The sequence below is a fragment of the Streptomyces sp. NPDC033180 genome (assembly GCF_055577645.1).
Map to the genome: position 1 here is coordinate 1 of NZ_JBVIPU010000024.1, position 21,673 is coordinate 21,673.

9 protein-coding genes are annotated in these 21,673 nt (G+C 67.4%); 7 read left to right on the top strand and 2 right to left on the bottom strand.

What is annotated here, in order from left to right:
• The first annotated feature begins 121 nt into the window (after window positions 1-121).
• Window positions 122-1,888 (top strand): 3-hydroxyacyl-CoA dehydrogenase family protein, encoded by a 1,767-nt coding sequence (locus ACZ5WE_RS36880; RefSeq protein WP_467696002.1) that lies wholly within the window; start codon window positions 122-124, stop codon window positions 1,886-1,888.
• 6 nt (window positions 1,889-1,894) lie between these two features.
• Here the strand turns inward: ACZ5WE_RS36880 and ACZ5WE_RS36885 are convergent, their stop codons facing one another.
• Window positions 1,895-4,441, bottom strand: coding sequence for a helix-turn-helix transcriptional regulator (locus ACZ5WE_RS36885; protein WP_467696004.1), 2,547 nt, complete (start codon window positions 4,439-4,441; stop codon window positions 1,895-1,897).
• Between the two features lie 431 nt (window positions 4,442-4,872).
• Here ACZ5WE_RS36885 and ACZ5WE_RS36890 point away from each other — a divergent pair, with 431 nt between their 5' ends.
• From ACZ5WE_RS36890 to ACZ5WE_RS36910, 5 genes are all read left to right on the top strand, one after another.
• The gene (locus tag ACZ5WE_RS36890) at window positions 4,873-6,078 is read left to right on the top strand and encodes a beta-ketoacyl-[acyl-carrier-protein] synthase family protein (RefSeq protein ID WP_467696006.1); all 1,206 of its coding nucleotides are present in this window, start codon (window positions 4,873-4,875) and stop codon (window positions 6,076-6,078) included.
• 104 nt (window positions 6,079-6,182) lie between these two features.
• Window positions 6,183-7,457 carry a cytochrome P450 family protein gene (locus ACZ5WE_RS36895; RefSeq protein WP_467696008.1) on the top strand — a complete coding sequence of 425 codons (1,275 nt, stop codon included), beginning with the start codon at window positions 6,183-6,185 and terminating at the stop codon, window positions 7,455-7,457.
• A gap of 62 nt (window positions 7,458-7,519) precedes the next feature.
• Window positions 7,520-9,613: a beta-ketoacyl synthase N-terminal-like domain-containing protein gene (locus ACZ5WE_RS36900; protein ID WP_467696010.1), complete on the top strand. Its 2,094-nt coding sequence runs from the start codon at window positions 7,520-7,522 to the stop codon at window positions 9,611-9,613.
• Entirely contained in the window at window positions 9,606-16,430 is a 6,825-nt protein-coding gene (locus ACZ5WE_RS36905) for an SDR family NAD(P)-dependent oxidoreductase (RefSeq protein WP_467696012.1), read from the top strand. Before ACZ5WE_RS36900 ends, ACZ5WE_RS36905 begins: the two co-directional genes overlap by 8 nt.
• Window positions 16,414-18,318: a non-ribosomal peptide synthetase gene (locus ACZ5WE_RS36910; RefSeq protein ID WP_467696014.1), complete on the top strand. Its 1,905-nt coding sequence runs from the start codon at window positions 16,414-16,416 to the stop codon at window positions 18,316-18,318. The genes ACZ5WE_RS36905 and ACZ5WE_RS36910 overlap by 17 nt, the downstream gene beginning before the upstream one ends.
• 74 nt (window positions 18,319-18,392) lie before the next feature.
• On the opposite strand, the gene ACZ5WE_RS36915 is transcribed toward ACZ5WE_RS36910, so the two are convergent.
• Window positions 18,393-19,607, bottom strand: coding sequence for a beta-ketoacyl-[acyl-carrier-protein] synthase family protein (locus ACZ5WE_RS36915; protein ID WP_467696015.1), 1,215 nt, complete (start codon window positions 19,605-19,607; stop codon window positions 18,393-18,395).
• Window positions 19,608-19,905: 298 nt separating this feature from the next.
• Between ACZ5WE_RS36915 and ACZ5WE_RS36920 the strand changes: the two genes are divergently transcribed.
• Window positions 19,906-21,600 carry an AMP-binding protein gene (locus ACZ5WE_RS36920; protein WP_467696017.1) on the top strand — a complete coding sequence of 565 codons (1,695 nt, stop codon included), beginning with the start codon at window positions 19,906-19,908 and terminating at the stop codon, window positions 21,598-21,600.
• The last annotated feature ends 73 nt before the right edge of the window (window positions 21,601-21,673 follow it).

Here is a 21,673-nt window from a genome sequence, read left to right on the forward strand (position 1 = left end):
AAGGTCGGCGTCCTCGCCCTCGCACCCCAAGAAGGCCTCGGCGTGCGCGACCCGCAGATGCGAGCCAGGCACATCGACGCGATCAACCGCTTCCGGCCCTGAGCATCCGGGACTGAAGCCGATGAAGACCAGAGGAACAGACGTGCAGGACATAGTGGGACCCCGGCGTGCCGTCGGAATCGTGGGACTCGGGACAGTCGGTGAAGCATTGTTGAGCCTGATGGCCGCCGCTGGGTGCGCGGTGGTTGGCGTGGACCATGACCCCGATGTCATCGCCAGGGTCGAGCAACGCCTCAAGCGCAAGGACACCGACAAGACCGGAGAGCCTGCCCCCTGCTCACTGACCACCGAGATCACCGCGTTGGCCGATGTCGGTGTCGTGGTGGAGGCGGTGCCTGAGGATCTGGCCGCCAAGCGCGACGTGCTTCGTCGGCTGCGTCGGGTCTGCCCACCCGAGACGGCGATCGTCACCACGGCCTCCTCGCTGCCTCTCTTCCCTCTCGCCACTGCCTCGGGATGCCCCGACCGGATCGCCGGCCTGCGATTGTTGCGCCCGCCGGCCATCGGCAAGCGCGCCGAAGTCGTACGCACTTCGCTCACGTCCGACGAAGCGTTTGATGTGGCGGAACGCCTCGTGGCAGCCATCGGCGTCGAATGCGTCGTTCTCGGGCAACGTGCGAGCGCTTCCGCCGCTCGGCTCGTCTACCCGTACCTCAACCGTGCTGCTGCCATGGTCGCGGAGAAGTTCGCTTCCGCCCGTGACGTCGATGCCGCGATGCGACTCGGTTGCGGGTTGCCGTCCGGTCCGTTGGAACTGATCGACGAACTGGGCGTGGACGAGGTCCACGGCTACCTGGAGTCTCACTGGAATCACACCGGTGAGGAAGCGTTCCGCCCGGTGCCGCTCCTGACCTCGATGCTTCGAAGGGGCACCCTGGGGAGGAAAACCGGCCAGGGCTTCCACCACTACGACGGCCAGGATCTGCCGGTCGCCAAGACTTCCGACGAGGGGGACCGTATGGACTCCCTACCGGCCGGAGAGTCCATACGCCACGTCGGGGTGTTCGGCTCCGGCACGATGGCACGCGGTATCGCGGAGGTATGCGCCGCGTCCGGGCTCCGCGTCACCTTGGTGGCTCGTAGCACGGACAAGGCCCGGAGCGCCGCGACAGCCATCGAAGCGTCGTTGGTCAGGTCGGTACGTCGGGGCAGGATCACCCCGGCACGGAAGGAGCAGGCGGTCGCGGCGCTCGACGCCGTCGACGGAGTCGCCGCGCTCTCCGGCTGCGACCTGGTCATCGAGGCTGTCGCGGAGGATCTCCAGATCAAGCGCGGCGTTTTCGCACAACTCGGGGAGGTCTGCCGGCCCGGTGCGACCTTGGCCACTACTACCTCCAGCCTGTCCGTCGCGGCCTGTACTGCTCCGGCCGGCCGTCCCGGGGAGGCGATCGGCCTGCACTTCTTCAACCCCGCTCCTGCGATGAAGCTGGTGGAGTTGGTGCGGACACCGGACACGGCCGAACACGTGATGGATCTGGGCCACGATTTCTGTGCCGCCCTCGGCAAGGTCTCCGTAGCCTGCCCCGACCGATCCGGTTTCATCGTCAACCGCCTCCTCTTCCCCTACCTCGCGGACGCGGTGCGGTTGTTGGACGACGCCGCTCTCGACATCGGGGCGATCGACACTGCGGTGGAACGGGGATTCGGATACCCGATGGGACCGTTCACTTTGCTCGACGCCATCGGCCTGGACGTCTCCCTGGCGATCCTGGAACGGCTGCACGCCGAGTTTCCCGAGGCAGGCTGCGAACCACGGAGCATTCTCAGGGAGTTGGTGGGCGAGGGGTATCTCGGACGCAAGGCGGGCCGCGGACTGCGCAGGGTGTAGTCTCGTTCAACCATCCCCCACGAGGAGGTCGGCCGAGTCCAGCACCACGGAGAGCTCTGCACGGCCTCGCACCCCCAGCTTTCGGTAGATGCGCGTCAGATGCTGTTCGACGGTGCTGGGGGTGACACCAAGCTGCTCGGCGATCGACCGATTGGTGAGACTCTCTCTCGCGAGGTGGGCCACCCGGTGTTCGGCCCTGCTGAGAGCGTGGGGCTCTTCCGTCACCGATGGCCTTGCGTTGGGCCCCGCCCCGGCGCCGGTGCTGCACAACCGGTCGTACAGCACCTGTGCCTGCTTGCGTAGCCACGGGCTGCCCCGGTCCGATTGTGCCAGCTCCTCCTCCAGGAGGCGCGCAGCCTCATCCCGGTCACCAAGCTCGGCGAGTGCTTCGGCGGCATGGACTCGCCAGGCTGTGAAGACGGACACCTTGAGCTCCCATGCAGCCATCAGATCCCGACACGCGTAGAAGTCACCGAGCGCTGCTTGGTGACGCCCCGCAGCCAGGTGGAGTCGGCCGCGCGCCTGCAAGTAGTGCAGTCCGGGCAGGGACTGGAACATCAACTGGGGTACTGGGGCACGGAAGCACTCGGCCGCCGCCTCGAGGTCCCCGAGACCGACGCAGGCGAGAACCTTGGCGGAGAGCGGCAGACCGACGGCCACGCCCCAAGCCGATGGAGGCAGAAGCGTCAGGGCCCGCTCCGCGCGACTCCTCGCGGTCGTGAAATTGCCCAGCCAGCTCTCAAGGATTGCGCTGGCGGCCAGCAGGATCGCCTGACAGGTGGTCGTGCGCTCCGAGCAGCCCACGAGCAACCGGTCGCACCAGTCCGCGGCTCGTTCGAGGCGCGCGGCGCGAATCAGCGAGATCAACGCGGCCATCGTCGGTGCCAGGAGCGGTTGATGCGGCACCTGCGCCTGCAGGAGCTGCTCGGCGGCTCCACACGCGTCGTCGGTGGGTCCCTCGGCCAGCAGCGACGCGAGCACCAGCGCTCCGTCCCACTGGGGATCGACCGAAACGATGCACTGGCCCGGATCGTGCGGGGAATCCAGAGGGCCGTTTCGGTATCGCGCGCCGTAGGTGGGAAAGAAGTACGCGAACCAGATCCGCAATGCGTCCAGGCGGGCCCGTGCGTCCTGGGAAAACTCCTCCCGCATGGCATCGAGGTAGGTGAGGAGAGCGCTGACCTCCTGGGTTCGCCCCGACCACAACAGATACATGCCCAGCAGCAAGCTGTGCTCCCGGCTCAGTCGGCCGGCCCGATGCTCATCGAGTAGTTCGGTCAGATGCCAGCGAACTGCCCCCGGGTCCACCTCCCACTCGGCCTGGGCCAGCTCGGCCCGGATCAGCGCTTGCGTCGAGCTGTCGGCGGACGCGTCGTACGCGGCTCGAAGGAAGACGATGGCCTGTTCGGCATCGTGCTCATGCAGTGCCTGCGCCGCCGCTTCCCGCAAGGCGATAACCGCCCAAGGCTCCTGCGCGGGCCGCGCGTGCACCAAATGGCCTGCCACTTCACTCAGTTCGGCGTTGCCCTCGCGCAGAGCCAGCGCGGCGTTTCGATGCAGCCGTGTCCGTTCGTCGCCCGGGGTCCTGTCCAGCACCACGTCACGGGCTGCCTCCAGGCGGTAGCAGAGACCGTCGGTCAGGCCGGCTGCCTCCAGGGCATTGCGCGAACGTGCGGCCTCACCCGCGGACATCCCCAGGTGGTGCAGCAGGCGCTCCACCCGCTCCGCGGTGGCCGACTCTCCCAGGACGGCGAGAGCCCGAGCGGTCCGCAAGCCGTCCTCGGTCATCAGACCGTGGATGTACTGAACGGCAAACCGGACCGCGTCACCACCTAGGGGAGTTGGGGCCGTGCCCTGGCCCGCTTCACGTGGTGCACCGGAACTTGACCAGTCCTTCAGCAGCGCGTGCAGCAGGAGAAGGCTGCCCCCGGACGCCCGCCGCCACAGGGACACAGTCCGGTCGCAGACGTTGCTTCCCAGGTGCTCGACGAGTACTCCTCTGACGCACTCAGCGCACAACGAGGCAAGACGCAGCAGCGAGCAACTGGGATTGCGCATGTACTCAGCGGTCAGTACCGGACTCTGCTGGGTGAGGTCGGAACTCCCCGTGAGCAGGATGAGGACGCGCATGGGGGCCACGCGGTGAATGACGTAGAGCAGGCACCGCAGGGACTCACCGTCGATGTCGTGGGCATCATCGACCGTGATGATCAGGGGTGTGCGCTCGGCGACCAGACAGACGGCGTCGTACATCGCGGCGGCGACCTTGGCCGGCGCATCGCACACGGCCGCGATCTCGTCCGTGGAGTACCCCAGACAGGACAAGAGTTGGGCGACGACGCCCCATGGGATCGAGTGCTCCGCCGCCGACGCCGTGGCGCCGAGCACGGTCGCGCCTGCCCGCTCCGCTTGCCCTCTCACATAGTCGACCACTCCGGTCTTACCGGCCCCGGGGGGACCGAGAACCAGAGCAGCTTGCCCCCTACCGTCATGGGCCTCTTTAAAAAGTCTGTCAAGAAGTTGTTGCGCTCGGCATCGCTCTGCCAACTCCATGACGGACATCGCTCCTTCCCGGGCGCCTGGTTTCGGCCGCCGCGTGTACTACTCACGCAATCAAAGCATGCCCGGTGACACCCCCCCTACCCCGGTGACCTTCGCGCTGTGGGTGACCACCCGCCGCTGCGCCCGGTGGGACTGCGGCCGGATCGGTCGCACTCATTGGGCAGAGAATTAGGGGGGTGCACCCCCCCTAATCGCCAACACCCCTTTCGGTCAGGGCTTCTTGCGACACGTCTGGGCATTGGCTAGCGTGCGAAGCCTTACGGAGCCCCTCTCCCTGGCAGTGCGGTATGCGCGTTACTCGTCGACGCTTCTTTAACCGCTCTTTTCATTCCCCAGGTGGGAACTGTGTGAGAAATGCCAGGGCCTACGCCGGCTTTGTGGGCCTGGAGCCCGACCGGCAGCAGTGAAGGGAAGATGGAACAGTGGACGTATGGGTTACCGGTCTGGGTGCCATGACGCCGCTCGGTGGAGATATGCCGAGTACGTGGGCCGCAATGCTGAGCGGTGCCAACGGAATTGGATATCTGGAGGACGAATGGGCCCAAGGGCTGCCCGTCCGGATCGCCGGTCGCCTTGCGGTGAACCCCGCCGACTTTCTGGCACGGACCGAAGCTCGTCGGCTCGACCGTGCGGAGCAGATCGCCCTCGTCGCGTCCCGGGAGGCTTGGCTGGACGCCGGCTCCCCGCAACTCCACCCTGAGCGCCTCGCGGTGGTCATGGGCACCGGTATCGGTGGCATCACGTCCCTGCTGGCCCAGAGCAACACGCTTGAGGACAAGGGGCCGCGGCGGGTCTCGCCCCACACCGTGCCGATGCTGATGGCCAACGGCCCCGCTGCGTGGGTCAGCATGGACCTGGGCGCACAAGGCGGTGCACATGCTCCCGTCAGTGCTTGTGCGTCGGGGGCCGAGGCCATCGCGCTAGGTTTGGACCTCATCCGGGCAGGCCGGGCCGATGTCGTCGTGGCCGGCGGGGTGGAAGCGAGTGTGTTGCCCCTGCCGCTCACCGGTTTCGCGCAGATGATGGCTCTGTCCACATCCAACGATGATCCGGCGCACGCCAGCCGTCCCTTCGACGCCCGGCGCAATGGGTTCGTCCTCGCCGAGGGGGGAGCGGTCGTCGTCCTGGAGCGAGCAGACCACGCGCGTGCGCGTGCTGCTCGCGTCTACGCGACGGCCCTGGGGGCGGGCATCGGTTCGAGTGCCGCTCACATCACGGCCTCGGACGTGGCGGGACAGGTGCGCGCCATGACCCTGTCGCTGCGCGACGCGCGGATCACAGGGAAGGACGTGGGGCACGTCCATGCCCACGCGACGTCGACGCCTCAAGGCGACGTGTGTGAATCCGATGCCATTTCCCAGACCATCGGTACGCATGCCGTGGTCACCGCGACCAAATCCATGACCGGCCACATGCTGGGGGCGTCCGGGGCCATGGGTGCGGCCGCGGCGATCCTGGCGCTTCGAGACGGCGTCGTGCCCGCGACCCGCAATCTGCGAGAAGTAGATGAGCGGATCGATCTGGATGTGGTGACGGACGAGCCACGGACGGGACAGTTCAGGGCCGCATTGGCCAATTCCTTCGGCTTTGGCGGGCACAACGTCGCCCTCGTCTTCGGCCACGCCTGACTTTTGCGGGACCTCTCAACTGCCAGATCTGGCACGGTGGTTGCGATCACAGCGTGGCTTTACGCGGAGCGGCACTGCTTCAACTCTTCCATTGAAAGAAGTCCATGACATCCGAGATACGTGAAAACAGGTGCCCGATCCATCTCGACGTGGATTTCTACAGAGATCCCCATTCTGTCTACAGGGCGCTAAAAGAACGCGGAAACAAACCCACTGAAATTGTACTCGAAACGGGTATGGCCTACCTGCCGCCGAACTTGCGTGCCTGGATGGTGACGTCTTACAAGGATGTCGAGTTCGTGCTGCGGGACTCCCGGTTCCGAAAAGACATAGACAAGGCGATGCCGTTGTTCACGGCCAATGCGCGAGAGAGCGGAGAAGAGCAGGACCGAAGCTCGCTGCTCTACGACAACATGGCGAACAACGACCCGCCGATCCATACCACCCTACGCAAACCACTCAACAGCTCGTTCACCGCGCGGGCGGTGGCTCCCAAGCGCCAGGCCATGCAGGAACTGGCCGAATCGGTCCTGGACGCCGTCGTAGGGCAAGAGTCGTTCGACCTCGTCCAGGACTTCGCTTTTCCCTACTCGATCGGAGTCATCTGCGACACACTCGGCGTTCCGCGCGAGGATCGCCAGACGTTCCACCAATGGGTACAGACGATCACCAGTGACGCGGAACCCGAGGTGCTCCGTCGCGATGCGCAGCGGATGGTCGACTATCTGCGCGGCCTCATCGCGCAGCGACGTGAGACGGGCGGCGACGATATTCTGACGCAACTCGCTCTCTCACTCAGCGAGTCACAGGCGGTCGCCCAGGCGTACGCGTTGCTCGCCGCCGGGTACGAAACCTCGGCGAACCTGATCGTCACGGGGCTTCTGGTGCTGGAGTCGGACCCGGATCAGAAGGCGCGCGTTTGGAGCGACCGGTCGCTCGTGCCGACCGCCGTAGAAGAGATGCTGCGCCATCAGTCTCCCTTCAATCTGTCTCTGTACCGGTACGCCACCGAGTCGGTCGACGTGGGCGGGGTGACCATCCCGGCAGGATCCATCGTCTTCCTGGCCTTTGCCGCGGCCAACCGCGACGACGCGCGTTTCGAGGATCCCGATCACTTCACGGTCGATAAGTCGCGCCGTGAACATCTGGCTTTCGGCGGCGGCATCCACAACTGCATCGGCAAGCACCTCGCGCGTCTGGAGGCGGAAGTCGCGTTCGATGTGCTTGTCCGACGCTGTCCAGAACTCTCCGTCCGCACCAGGCCCCAGCACATGGAGTGGAAGGCCAGCCCCACCTTCCGGGGACTGAGGAATCTCATCGTCGGCCCCGGGCCACGACAATCACGCTCGGGTACGGCAGAAACAGGTGAAGCAGCCTGATGACCGCACGGACACACCAGCCACAAACGACCCGGACGACCGCGGAACCAGGGACAGCCCTCGTGGCTGTCATCGGTTTGGCGTGCCGCTTTCCCGGCTCATCCAATCCCGGAGAATTCTGGGGCAACCTCATGTCCGCGGCGGACAGCGTGGGCAGCGTTCCGTCCGGCCGTTGGGAGGAGCGTGCCGGGCCCGAGTCCGCCGAACCCCGGACTCCCATACGGCACGGCGGCTTCATCCAGGGCATTGACAAGTTCGACGCCAGATTCTTCGGCATCGTCCGACGCGAGGCCGAGCACATGGATCCGCAGCAGCGGATCCTGCTCGAGCTCGCATGGCAGGCATTGGAGGACGCTGCCGTTCCCACACCCGGCCTGCGGGCGACGCGCTGGGGTGTCTACGTGGGGGCATGCGCCGACGACTTCAAGACGCAGTACTTCGCCTCCGGGCGTCTCGACAGGTTCGGGCACATGGGCTCAAGTCGCTCGCTTCTGGCGGGGCGCATCTCCCACCATCTCGGTTTGCGCGGCCCCAGCGAAGTCATCGACACCGGTCAGTCGTCGTCCCTGAGCGCACTGCACCGGGCGATCGCGAGCCTGCGGCTGGGCGAATGCGATGCGGCGCTCGTCGCCGGCATCAACCTCAACCTCCTGCCGGACGTCACCGACCAGGTGCAACTGTGGGGCGGCCTGTCGCCCGACGGGCGCTGTCGCACCTTCGACGAGAAAGCCAATGGGTACGTCCGAGCCGAAGGGGGCGGCGTTGTCGTAGTCAAACCGCTCGACGCTGCCGTACGCGACGGCGATCACGTCTACTGCGTGGTGCGCGGCAGCGCCACCAACAACGACGGGGGCAGAGCCGGTCTCGGAGTCCCCAGCCCGGACGGCCAGCGCGAGGTGATCGAAGCCGCCCACCGCGCCGCGGGGGTCACGGGTGCATCGGTCGGCTACGTCGAATTGCACGGCACGGGCACACCCGTGGGTGACCCGGTCGAGGCCGAGGCCCTCGGCGAGGCCATCGGAACGCGGCGCTCGCGGGAAACGCCGCTGCTCGTTGGCTCGGTCAAGTCGAACATCGGGCACTTGGAGTCGGCGGCGGGCATCGCCGGGTTCATCAAGGCGTGCCTGGTGCTGCATCACGGGCAGCTGCCCCCGACGCTGCACCATCAACGCAGTCCCGAGGAACTGCCGTTGGCCGATCTCAACCTCAGAGTCGTCGGTGCGGGCCAGGACGAGAGCCTGGACACCGACGAGCTCGTCGGCGTCAGCTCGTTCGGCATGGGCGGCACCAACGTCCATGTGGTCCTGGCGAGTTCACCCCGCACAACGAGCCCCTCCGGTCGACTCGTGTCCCGGGCTCCGTCCGAGCGACCCACTGCGGACACCGTGTGGTGTCTCTCCGGCCGGACCCGCGAGGCGGTCCGCTCGCTGGCCCGCGCTCTTGTTGAACACTCCTTCCCCATGGACTGCTACACCGTGCGCGATGTGGCGTGGTCCCTCGCCCAGCGTGACGAGGGCGAGCACCGGGTCGCAGTGGTCGGCGGTCACTGGGATCAGATGCGCGACGGATTGCTGAAGATCGCGGCAGGCCACGACCTGGCCATACCGGCGGACTGGCTGCACAACGGGCACAACGGAGGAGCTGAGCGGGTCGCTTGGGTCACCGCCGCCGGTACGTATGCCGCCCACGGAGGCATCGCCACGGTCGCAGACCGGTTGGGGACAGGGCTGCGCAAGGTGCCTGGACTGCCCACGTACCCCTTCGAACGCGACACCTTCCACGGACCCACCTCGCCCCGCGCCGATACCCCCGCCCCCGAGCCGGCCCCCGCAGTACCGGAAGAAGCCCTCACAAGCCCCCTGGTGTCCGGCTGGGAGCAGGCAGGCGGCCCGTCGGAACGGCTCTGGCTCATCGGGTCGTTCTTGGAGCGCGAACTCCTCGACGTGCTGGGCGAAACAGGCGACGAGCGCCTTCGTGTGGACCCCGACAGCACTTTCAAGGACCTGGGCGTCGACTCCATGTCCCTGCTCGAGCTGCAAGACCGTCTCACGGCTGCTACCACCGTGGAGCTCCCGGATTCCGCTCTCTTCGACCACCCGACGATCAGCGACCTCGCGGCACACCTGAACACCGAACTGGAGGCACTCCGTGGCTGAGAACACAACGGAGCCCGAAGACATAGCCGTCGTAGGTATGGCCTGCCGCTACCCAGGCGGTATGAACACTCCGGAGCGCCTATGGGCCATGGTCGACGAGGGCCGGGACACCATCACCGACTTTCCCGACAACCGCGAGTGGCACACAGAGGAGCTCTACGACCCGAGCTTTGTGCGGCAGGGCGGCTTCCTCCATGACGCGGACCTCTTCGACGCCGACTTCTTCGGGATCAGGCCCGCTGAGGCGATCTCCATGGACCCGCAGCAGCGGGTGCTCCTGCAGGTCGCCTGGGAGGCGATCGAGCGGGCGGGCATCGTCCCGTCGAGCCTCAAGGGTTCACAGACCGGCGTATTCGTCGGGTTGATGCCGAACGAGTATGGGATGCCGCTGTGGAAGTGGCAGGACGAGACCGCCGGTTTCATGGGCACCGGCACCTCGCCCAGCGTGGCGTCCGGGCGGATCGCCTACCTCTTGGGCCTGGAAGGCCCTGCCCTGACGATCGACACCGCTTGTTCGTCGTCCGGCGTATCGATTCACACTGCCGTCCGGTCCTTGCGCAGCGGTGAGACGGATCTGGCGCTCGCGGGCGGTTGCACCGTGCTCACGGGGCCCGGCATGTTCGTGGACTACGCGAAGAAGGGCGCCCTTTCGCCGGACGGACGCTGTCGTACCTTCTCCGACACCGCCAACGGAACCGTCTGGGCCGAAGGCGCGGGCGTCCTCGTCCTTGAACGCCTCTCGGCGGCCCGGCGCAACCGGCGCCGCATCCTCGGTGTCATCAAGGGAACCGCCGTCAATCAGGACGGCGCGAGCAACGGCCTCACCGCACCGAGCGGCAAGGCTCAGGTCAAGGTGATCCAACAGGCGCTCGCCGACGCCAGGCTCGCTCCCGGCAAGGTGCAGCTCGTCGAGGCGCACGGCACGGCCACCAAGCTCGGCGACCCCATCGAGGCCAACGCCATTCAGGCCACCTACGGAGCGGACCGCGACAACGAACCCGTGTGGATCGGTTCGTTCAAGTCGAACATCGGCCACTCCATGGCCGCTGCAGGAGTCGGTGGTGTCATCAAGTGCCTGAGCGCGATGCGCGCCGGCAGCATGCCCAAGACGCTGCACGTCGAGAGCCTCAACTCCCACGTGGACTGGTCCTCCTCGGTGAACGTCCTGCGAGAGAGCAGGCCCTGGCCTGCGGCACCGGACGGCGTACGCCGGTGCGCTGTCTCCTCGTTCGGCGTAAGTGGCACCAACTCACATGTGATTCTTGAGAGTTGGGAGGAGGGCCCAGAATTTTCCGTGTCCACGGCGGTCGCCTCCGACGACGCCACGCATGGCCTCACCCTGTCTGCCAGGACACCGGCGGCTCTGCGTTCTCACGCCGCGAGAGTCGCCGAACACCTCACCTCCGGTACCACATCCGTGGCGGCAACCGCTGAGGCGCTCGCAACACAGCGCGAGCACTACGCCCACCGTGCCGTCGCCATAGAAGGAGGACGAGAGCGTCTGGCCGCTGCGCTCCAGGCGTTCGCCAACGACGCCGACTCCCCGGCAGTCGTGCACGATGAGGCGCGGCGCATTCGGCGCCCGGTCTTCGTGTTCCCCGGGCAGGGGTCCCAGTGGGATGCCATGGCCGTGCGGCTCCTCAAGGAGTCCGACGTCTTCCGGCTGAGGGTCGAGGAGGTCGCAGGAGCCTTCAAGCCCTACCTCGACTACGACTTGCTGGCGGTGCTGTCCGGCGAGGACCAGGAGACGGACCGAGAGCGTACGGATGTCGTCCAGCCACTCATCTTCACCATGATGCTGGGCCTCGCATCGATGTGGGGACTGGCCGGTGTCCGCCCTGCCGCGGTGATCGGACACTCTCAGGGCGAGGTCGCCGCCGCCTGCCTCGCTGGTGCCCTCAGTCTCGATGAGGCGGCCCGTGTCGTCGCCTGCCGCAGCCGACTTCTGGAGGACGAGGGACGCGGCGGCATGGTGGCCGTGGCGCTGGGAGTCGAGGAGGCGGTGACCGCCACAGGTGAAGTGGGCGCACATATCACTGTCGCGGCGACCAACGGCCCCGCTTTCACCATCTTGTCCGGTGACGACGAACCCGGTATTCAGCGTCTGCTGGACCAGTGCGAGGAGCGGGGCGTGTACGCCCGTCGGGTCCCGGCCAAGTGCGCCTCGCACTCGCCCGTCATGGCCGAACTCGAAGGCCGCATCCTGACAGATCTCGACGGCCTCCAGGCTTCCGCGGAGGACGTGACCTTCTTCTCCACCGTCGAAGGCGACCGCGTACAGGGGCAGGATCTGACCGCCGCGTACTGGTACCGGAACCTGCGCGAGCAGGTCCGGTTCGCCGAGACGGTCACGGCCATGGTGTCGCACGGTTACGACGCCTTCATCGAGATCAGTCCGCACCCGGTGCTCCTCAGCTCGCTGCGTCAGATTCTGGAGCAGGTCGACAGCGACGCCCCGGTATGCGCGACGCTTCGTCGGGACCAAGGTTCTTACGAGCGGTTCCTGACAGCCGCCGCCGAGGCCCACGTACAGGGACATGACGTCGACTGGGCTGCCCTGCACACCGGTGTGTGGTCCGGGACGCCGGCTCCGGTCGGACTCCCCACCTACCCCTTCGAGGGACGCAGGTTCTGGCTTCCGTCGCAGATGGAGACCACGGCCGTCTCCACCGCTGCCGTGCGATCGAGTGCGAACAGGACACGGATCGCAGCCGGCGGCCACCCGTTCCTGACTTCCATGGTCGAGACGGTCGACGGCACCATGGTGAACAGCGGGCGTCTGTCCATCCGAAGCCATCCGTGGCTGCTGGATCACCGGGTCGATGACACGCCTTTGCTGCCAGGCACCGCCTTCGCGGAGCTGCTGCTGTCTGCGGGGCGCGAACTCGACTGTCCCGCCCTCGACGAGATGGTGCTCCGGGATCCACTGCTCCTGCCGGTGGACGGGGCTCAGGTCGATGTACAAGTGACCGCGCGACGCGCCGACGCGCAGGGGAAACGGGCCGTGGCGGTGTACTCGCGCTCGGCCGCCGACGCCGAGTGGCGGCATCACGCGGAGGGCCTGGTGTCCCCCGAGACCGGTCGACCGGCTCGCGCCGGTCTCACGACCGAGCCTGCTGCCGGACGCCTGGAAGCCGAGACGCTGTACTCGCGGCTGCGCGAGAGAGGGTACGGCTACGGCGACGCGTTCCAAGGCGTACGCGGTGGAGAGCACGGCGACGGCTGGGCCCGCTCCCGGGTGGTCCTGCCGGACAGCGCTCGCGTCAACCACAGCGGCTTCGCGTTGCACCCGGCGTTGTCCGACGCGGCGCTGCACGCCGCCGTGGCCTGTGGCCTGATCGAAACGTCGGCGGCAGGGGACATCGCCGTCCCCTTCGTGTTCAACGGCGTACATGTCGGTGACATCGATGACGCCGGCCAGTGCTGGGCCGTTGCCCGCCGCGTGGCTCCCGACGCGATCGCTCTCACCCTGGCCGACGATGACGGACGCGTGTTGCTGAGCGTCGACCGCATGGTGGTCAGGGGCCTTGAGCGCACCGCTCAGCAACCGGCCCACGAGGAGCCCACGCTCTACACGACCGACTGGGCGGAGGCCGAGGAGGAACTCGGTGTGGAACGCCGCCTGTGCGTCGTGGGCGCTGACGGTCCGCTCGCTTCGCCTCTGCGGGACGCCGCGCACGGCGGGATAACCGTGGCCACGCTCGACGAAGCCATCATGGTCGTCAGGGCTCTGCCCGGAGACTGGCAGGTCATCCTTTCAACCCCGCCGACCGGCCCCGGAACCGTGACCGCCGCTCACGTCCATGACACGGCAGCGTGGGCGCTGGAGGCCGTCCAGCAGTGGATGCTCGCCGAGGACCTTTCCGAGCGCGCCCTGCTCACGTTCGTCACCCGGAACGCTGTGGCTGTGCCCGGCGATGACGCGCACGACTTGGCCTTGAGCGCGTTGTGGGGGATGGCGCGCACCGCGCAGACCGAGAACCCCGGGCATATCCGCGTCATCGACATCGACGACGCAGCAGCCGCCGAACCGGCCCTGGTCAAGGCGGCGTTGCGACGCTCCGAGGCCCAGCTGGCCGTGCGTGCCGGCCGTGTGCTGCGCCCGCATCTGTGGCCTCACGCAGCTGTCAACGACTCGTTCCCGGACTGCGGCGACGGCACAGTCGTGATCACCGGCGGCACTGGCACAATCGGCCGTGCCCTGGCCCGCCACCTCGTCACCCAGAAGTCCGTGAGGTCTGTGGCGCTGCTCAGCCGCAGTGGTCGCAAGGCGCCCGGCATCACGGCCCTTACCTCCGACCTGGAGCGTCTGGGCGCCTCAGTTCGCGTGCTCGAGGTCGACGCCACCGACGCTGAACGCCTTCGCACGGCCCTGGCGCAACTGCGCACGGAACATCCCCTGGTCGGCGTCGTCCATGCCGCGGGCCTCCTTGACGACGCCATCGTGCCGAACATGACGCCCGAGCAACTGCACCGCGTCCTGGCGAGCAAGGTCGACTCGGCGCTCCATCTGGACGCCGCGACGCGCGAGGACGACCTGCGCTTCTTCACCGTCTTCTCCTCCCTGTACGGCGTTCTCGGCGGCCCGGGGCAGGCCAACTACGCGGCGGCGAACACCTTCTTGGACCACTTCGCACAATGGCGTCGGGCACGGGGCCGGCCGGCCAACTCCGTCGCCTGGGGCCTGTGGGACGAGGCGACGGGCATGACGGGGCACCTCGACGAGGCAGATCTGCTGCGACTGCGGCGCAACGGAGTGGCGCCCTTCACGGTGCCGGAGGGACTTGCCTTGTTCGACGCCGCACTCAGCAGCGGCACCACTGCCGTTATCGCGGCGCGTCTCGTGGTGTCCGATGAGACCGCCGACGCGACGACGGACAGCCCGTTCCTGTTCTCCCGCCTCGCAGGGCGCCATGTGGACCGGGCCGAGGGAGTGCGGACATCTGCACCCACTGTCGCCGCTGACCCGCCCGTCTCGGCTCCACGACGGGAGATGCGGGAGACGTCTGTCGCTTCCGCTCAGCAACGCGTCGAGGCGGACCTGCCCGCCCGTCCGCAAGAGGCGGCCACAGTCCTCGACCTCCTGAACTCGACGGACGCGCCCCACGACCAACGCATCGCCGGCCTGCTCACGGTGGTCAAGGAAAGCGTGGCCGAACTGCTCGGCACCGAGCCCCGGCGCGTGGACGCCCAGCAGTCCTTCTACGAGATGGGCTTCGACTCCCTCACCTCCATGGAGCTGCGCGTTCGCCTCGGCCGCAAGATCGACATGCGGCTGGGCGCCACCGTGGTCTTCGACCACCCGACTCCGGAGGCACTCGTCTCACACGTCGTGGCTCTGTTCCAGCCCGGTGACGGGCAGGAGTCAGACGAGGCCGAGGAGCCCGGACCAGGCCAGGTCACTGAGACAAGCTCCGCTCCGGCCCCGATCGCCGCGCCCGCAAGGCAGCAGCCGCAACAGTGCGCGGACATCGCCGAGCCGAGGACAGGGGAGCCCTCCATGCCCGACTCTGCCCCGTTTCCCCTGACCAAACTGCAGGAGGCGTATCTCGCGGGACGCGCCGACGACTTCGAACTGGGCAATGTGTCCACGTATTTGTACGTGGAGGTCGACCTGATCGACTTCGATGTGGCGGCAGCCGAGTACGCGCTCGATCGGCTCGTACGGCGTCACCCGATGCTGCGGGCCGTCTTCGACCCGGAGACCGGGAGTCAGCGGGTGCTGGGCACCGTGCCTCGCGTATCGATCCCCACGGAGAACCTGACCCGGCTCAGGGAGGACGAGCGCGACGAGCGACTCGTCGCGATACACGCGGAGCTGAAGGCAAAGGAGTTCGACGTCACGAGTTGGCCGTTGTTCATGGTTCGGGCCACGGTCAGCTCGACCGTGACACGGCTGCACTTCGGCATCGACGTACTCGTCTCGGACGGCGGCAGCACCTCTGTCCTCTTCAAGGAGTGGGCGCAGCTCTACAACGCTCCGGACCTGGAACTTCCGGAGCTCCGGTGTGGGTTCGATGAGTTCACGCTCACGATGCGCGAGCAGGCCGTGGCGGCAGCGAGCGACGAGAGCAGGTTGTACTGGAGCAGTCGGCTCCAGGACCTGCCCCCCGCTCCACAACTGCCGCTCGCAGTCCGCCTTGCCGAGGTGCGGCGTCCCGTGTTCACCAACCGCTTCGTGCGAGTCGACGCACCGGAGTGGGAGGAGTTCAAGCGCAATGCCGCGGCAGCCGGTCTGACGGCGTCAGGCGCCGTGCTGGGCGCGTACTGCCATGTGCTTGCCGCGTGGTCCAAAGCGCCGGACTTCACGATCACATGCCTCGTGTCGCAACGGGACGCGATAGCAGGTGTGGACACCGCGAACGTCATCGGCAACTTCTCCTCCACAAGTCTGCTCGAAGTGCGGGTCGACCAGGCCGCGCCCTTCCGGGACACGGCCCGCCGCATCCAACGGCAACTGATGCAGGACATGGAACACACCGGCTACTCCGGCCTCGATGTACTCAGGGATCTCGGGCGCATGGACGCGAACGCAGGGCGGGCGCGCATGCCGGTTGTCTTCAACAGCACTATCGGTGGGGCCGCCGGCCACGGGCAGGAGGCCGGGCCCGTGGGTTCGCTGTGCCGCATGGGCGAGAGCGGCACGCCGGTATGGAGCGGGGTCCGCACACCACAAGTCATCCTTGACCACACAGCGTTTGAGGAGAACGGCGGTCTGATCCTCAACTGGGACGTGGTCGAGGAAGTGTTCCCGGAGGGCGTCGTGGACTCAATGTTCACGGCATACGAAAGGCTGATTCGTGAACTCTGTCGCTAACTCCGCATGGCTCGCGCCCGCCTGGACGAACGTTCCCGAGCTTGCGCCCGGCGCCGACGTCCCGCAGCGGGCCGCGGAGCTCAAGTTCCCCTCGGACCACACCCTCCATTTCCGTTTCGTCGAACGAGCGTCGCGCACTCCCGACGCTGTCGCCGTGATCACCCGAGACCGGCGGCTCAGCTACGCCGACGTCGACGCGGAATCGGCCCGTGTGGCCTCTCTCCTGGCAGAACATGGCACCACGACGGGAACACTGGTCGGCGTGGTGATGGACAAGGGCTGGGAGCAAGTGGTCGGCAGCATGGGCGTGTTGCGGTCGGGAGGTGCATACGTGCCCATCGACCCGCACTGGCCGGCCCAGCGCTTCGCCGCGGTGATCGCTGCTGCGGGGCTGGACACGGTCCTCACCCAACCCGCGCTCCGCAACGCGGTCAACTGGCCCGATGGCCTCACCGTGCTGGATGTTGAGGCGCCCGCCACGTTCGAGAGCACCGCGGTCCATACGGCGCCGGACGTCTCGGTGACCCCTAGTGACGTCGCATACGTGATCTACACCTCTGGCTCCACGGGCTCCCCCAAGGGGGTGGTCATCGAGCACGGACCAGCGGTCAACACGATCCTGGACGTCAACGACGAGCTGTCGCTCACGGCGGATGACCGCGTCCTCGGCCTCTCGGCTCTCAACTTCGACCTGTCGGTCTACGACATTTTCGGCCCTCTCTCCGCCGGTGGCGCAGTTGTGCTGCCCGACCCGGGAGATGCACGGGAACCCGCCAATTGGCACTGTCTGATGGCCGAGTGGAATGTCACGGTGTGGAACAGCGTTCCCGCCTTGATGGCCATGATGTGCGAGCATCTGACGCCGGCAAAGGACACAGCTCTTCGGTCCCCGGACGCTCCGTCCTCACTCCGCGCCGTCCTCATGAGCGGGGACTGGATTCCCGTGGCCTTGCCCGGCGAGATCCAGCGCTGCTTCCCTCAGGCGACGCTGTGGAGCCTCGGGGGAGCGACCGAGGCGTCGATCTGGTCGATCTGGCATCAGATCGTGCCCGAGGACACGGCATTGCCGTCCATCCCCTACGGCACGTCCATGCGGAACCAAAAGGTCTTTGTTGCCAACACGCTCCTACAGCCACGCCCCAATTGGGTCGTTGGCGAAATCTGCATCGCCGGAGCCGGTCTGGCCCGTGGGTACCTCGGCGATACGGAGAAGACCGAGAAGAGCTTCACGGTCTCACCGCTCACCGGCGAACGCGTCTACAGGACAGGGGACTGGGGACGTCTCCTGCCCAACGGTGAGATCGAGTTCCTCGGTCGCGACGACATGCAGGTCAAGGTCGGCGGCTACCGGATCGAGCTGGGCGACGTGGAAGCCGCGCTGCTGCGATGTCCAGAGGTGGCGGGCGCTGTCGTCACCGCCCCGGGCGAGCGGAGCCGGAGGCGACTCGTAGCGCACGTCGTGCTGGAGGTGGGTGCCCTGCGAACGGGCGCCGAAATCAGGAAGGCCGCAGAAGAGTTCCTGCCGCCGTACATGCTTCCGGCCGTGGTGACCGTGTGGGACGCGCTGCCCCTGACGGCGAACGGAAAGGTGGATCGCGCCACACTGGCCCGGCACGAGAAGGGGCAGGATACGGAGGTTGAGGACGTTCGCCCTGCCACGGAGGGGGAACATGCCCTGCTCACCCTGTGGAAGGAATTCTTCCAAGCGTCCTCGCTCTCCGTCCTTGACAACTTCTTCGAACTGGGCGGCGACTCCCTGCGGGCAGTACGTTTGATGGCAGAGGTGAGGAAGGAACTGGACGTCTCGCTGCCCGTTTCAGCACTCTTCTCCGCCCCGACGATCCGGTCACTGGCGGGCCGGGTGCAGGAGTCGCGCGCGGCCGCGTAGCTGCATATGTGTCCGGCTGGTGCTGTCAGTACCAGCCGGACCGGCTGTGGGCGTCGACGGTCACGGTCTCGTCGTCACCTGGTGAGCACGAGACTGACGTTGTGTCCGCCGAACCCGAACGCGTTGGCCAGCGCAGCGGACCACTGACCGGTACGCCGCTCACCGCGCACCACATCCAGTTCCACGCGAGGGTCGAGTTCGTCGAGGTTACGCGTGGCCGGCACCGTGCCGTCCCTGAGCGCGAGCAGCGCGGCCATGGCGCCAACTGTTCCGGACGCGCCGATCATGTGGCCTGTCATCGACTTCGTCGCCGTCACCGCGGCGTGGCCGCCGATCACTTGGCCGATCGCCTCGGCCTCGGCCACGTCACCGGACTCCGTCGATGTGGCGTGGGCGTGTACGACCCCGATGTCCGCCGGAGTCAAGTCGGCATCGCGCAACGCCAGTTGCATGGCGGAGGCCTGGCCTTCCGCGTCGGAGGCCGTGATGTGGTTCGCGCTGGAACTCACGGCGCTGCCTGCCAACGTGCCGTAAGTGCGTGCTCCACGGGCCCGGGCGAACTCGGTGCGTTCCAGCACCATCATCCCCGCGCCCTCGCCCATGACGAACCCGGACCGCTTGACGTCGAACGGGCGGGACACGGTCTCTGGGGCCACGGCCTGCGTCGACAGGGCCTTCATCTGGGCGAATGCCGCGATGGTGAACGGGTGCAGGCATGCCTCCACGCCACCCGCGACGACCACGTCCACCCGTCCGCCACGGATCAGCTCCTGCCCTACGGCGAGAGCCTCCGCCCCCGATGCGCAAGCACTCACCGGCGTCCTGGCGCCTCCCTTCGCGCCCAGGTCCATGCTCACCCAGGCAGCAGGCCCGTTGGGCATCAGCATGGGGACGGCGAACGGCGACAGTCGGCGAATGCCCGCGCGTTCGAAGGCGTCGTCCTGCCCCAGCGTGGTGAGAACCCCACCGGTCCCGGTACCGATGACGACGGCGCACCGTTCCGGCTCGACCTGGGGAGCGCCGGCGTCCTGCCAGGCCTCACGCGCGCTGAGAAGGGCCATCTGCTCACCACGGTCCAGCTTCCTGGCCTCGGCCCTCGGGAGCAGGGAGGCGGGGTCCACCGTAAGTCCGGACGCGACGCGCACGGGCAGATCCGCGGCCCACTCCTCCTCCAGAAAGCGGACCCCCGACTTGCCGTCCAGCAGTCCCGACCACGACGACGGCGCATCGGCGCCCAGCGGGGTCATCGCGCCGATACCCGTCACCTGCACACGACCACAACGGGTCACACGAGCCTCCTCGGATTGTTTGGATGATACATAGCGGCTACTTGCCTACTCGGGGATCATGTCAACGTTGATGGGGAGAATCAGGGTGGGAGTCGACCGATTGGGGGGTGCGAGATTGTTCCATCCTCACAATGTGTACCTCAGAGGGGTGAGCCGCCGATCCATGCCGATCCGGTTTCCAATTTGGCTCGTGGCGTGAGGGGCGAGCCGCTTGTGGGCGATCATGCTCGGGCAGGGCAGGGCGACGCATCGGTCGGGAGGCCGGCGCGGGAGAAGCGAGAAGGGCGGCCGGTGACAGATGGCGGACAAGAGCGTGACGGAGGAGTTCCGGGCCGCGAGAGACTTCTTGCTGCGGCACCGAGAGGACTACGACGCCGCGTACGAAGGGTTCAGCTGGCCCCGGTTCGAGCGGTTCAACTGGGCGCTTGACTGGTTCGACGCGATCGCCGATGGCAATGACCGCACGGCGCTCCACATCTCCGAGGAGGGCGGGGGCGAACAGCGTTGCAGCTACGCGGAGTTGTCGGCGCGCTCGAACCAGGTCGCCAACTGGCTCCGGGAGCAGGGCGTCGCGGCCGGCGACCGGATCCTGGTGATGCTCGGCAACCAGGTGGAGCTGTGGGAGACCGCGCTCGCCGCGATGAAGCTGCGCGCCGTGATGATTCCGGCGACCCCGCTGCTCGGGACGGTTGATCTGCGGGACCGGATCGAGCGGGGGAGGGCGCGGCATGTGATCACCCGTGGCCAGGACGTCGACAAGTTCGATGGGGTACCCGGCTCGTACACGAGGATCGCGGTCGGACACTCCCCGAGCGAGGGCGCGGGCGAAGGCTGGCTGTCCTATGCGGATACGGCATCGGCCCCGCAGACCTTCGAGCCGGACGGCGTCACCCGCGCCGACGACCCGCTGATGCTCTACTTCACCTCGGGCACGACCTCACAGCCCAAGCTGGTGGAGCACACCCATGTCTCGTACCCCGTAGGCCACTTGGCGACGATGTACTGGATCGGGTTGAAGCCCGGCGACGTACATCTCAACATCTCCTCACCGGGCTGGGCCAAGCACGCCTGGTCGAACCTCTTCGCCCCGTGGAACGCCGAGGCGACGGTCTTCATCTACAACTACACGCGCTTCGAAGCGGGCAGCCTGATGGCGGAGATGGACAGGGTGGGCGTCACCAGCTTCTGCGCGCCTCCCACGGTGTGGCGGATGCTGATCCAGGCCGACCTGTCCCAACTACACGCGCCGCCAAGGGAGATCGTGGCAGCCGGCGAGCCGCTGAACCCCGAGGTGATCGAGGCGGTGAACCGCGCCTGGGGCGTGACGATCCGGGACGGCTTCGGCCAGACGGAGACCGCGGTTCAGGTGTCCAACTCCCCTGGCCAACACCTGATCCCCGGCTCCATGGGGCGCCCGAGCCCTGGCTACCGCGTCACGCTCCTCGACCCGGTCACCGGCGAACCGGGAGCGGCGGAGGGCGAAATCTCCCTGGATCTGTCGGCGAGGCCCGTCGGCCTGATGACCGGCTACCACGGGGACTCGGAGCGTACCGCTGAGGCGATGGCGGACGGCTACTACCGCACAGGGGACATCGGCTCGCTCGACGCCGACGGCTACCTCACCTACGTCGGCCGCAGTGATGACGTCTTCAAGTCTTCCGACTACAAGGTTTCGCCGTTCGAGCTGGAGAGCGCGCTGCTGGAGCACGAGGCAGTGGCCGAGGCCGCGGTCGTCCCCGCTCCGGACGAGCTGCGGCTCGCCGTCCCGAAGGCGTACGTCGTACTGGCGAAGGGCTGGTCGCCGAGCGAGGAGACGGCGCAGGCGATCTTCGAGTACACCCGGTCGGTGCTGGCGCCCTACAAGCGCCTCAGGCGGATCGAGTTCACGGAGGAACTGCCCAAGACGATCTCCGGCAAGATCCGGCGGGTCGATCTGCGGGAGCGTACGGCGCGGGGGTCGCTGGACGAGTGGATGGAGCGCGGCAAGAGCTGAGTCAGCGGCATCCAGGGGAGGTCGGGGAGTTGGTGGGGCCGACGGGTGCGAGTGGGCTACTGAGCGGCGCCGC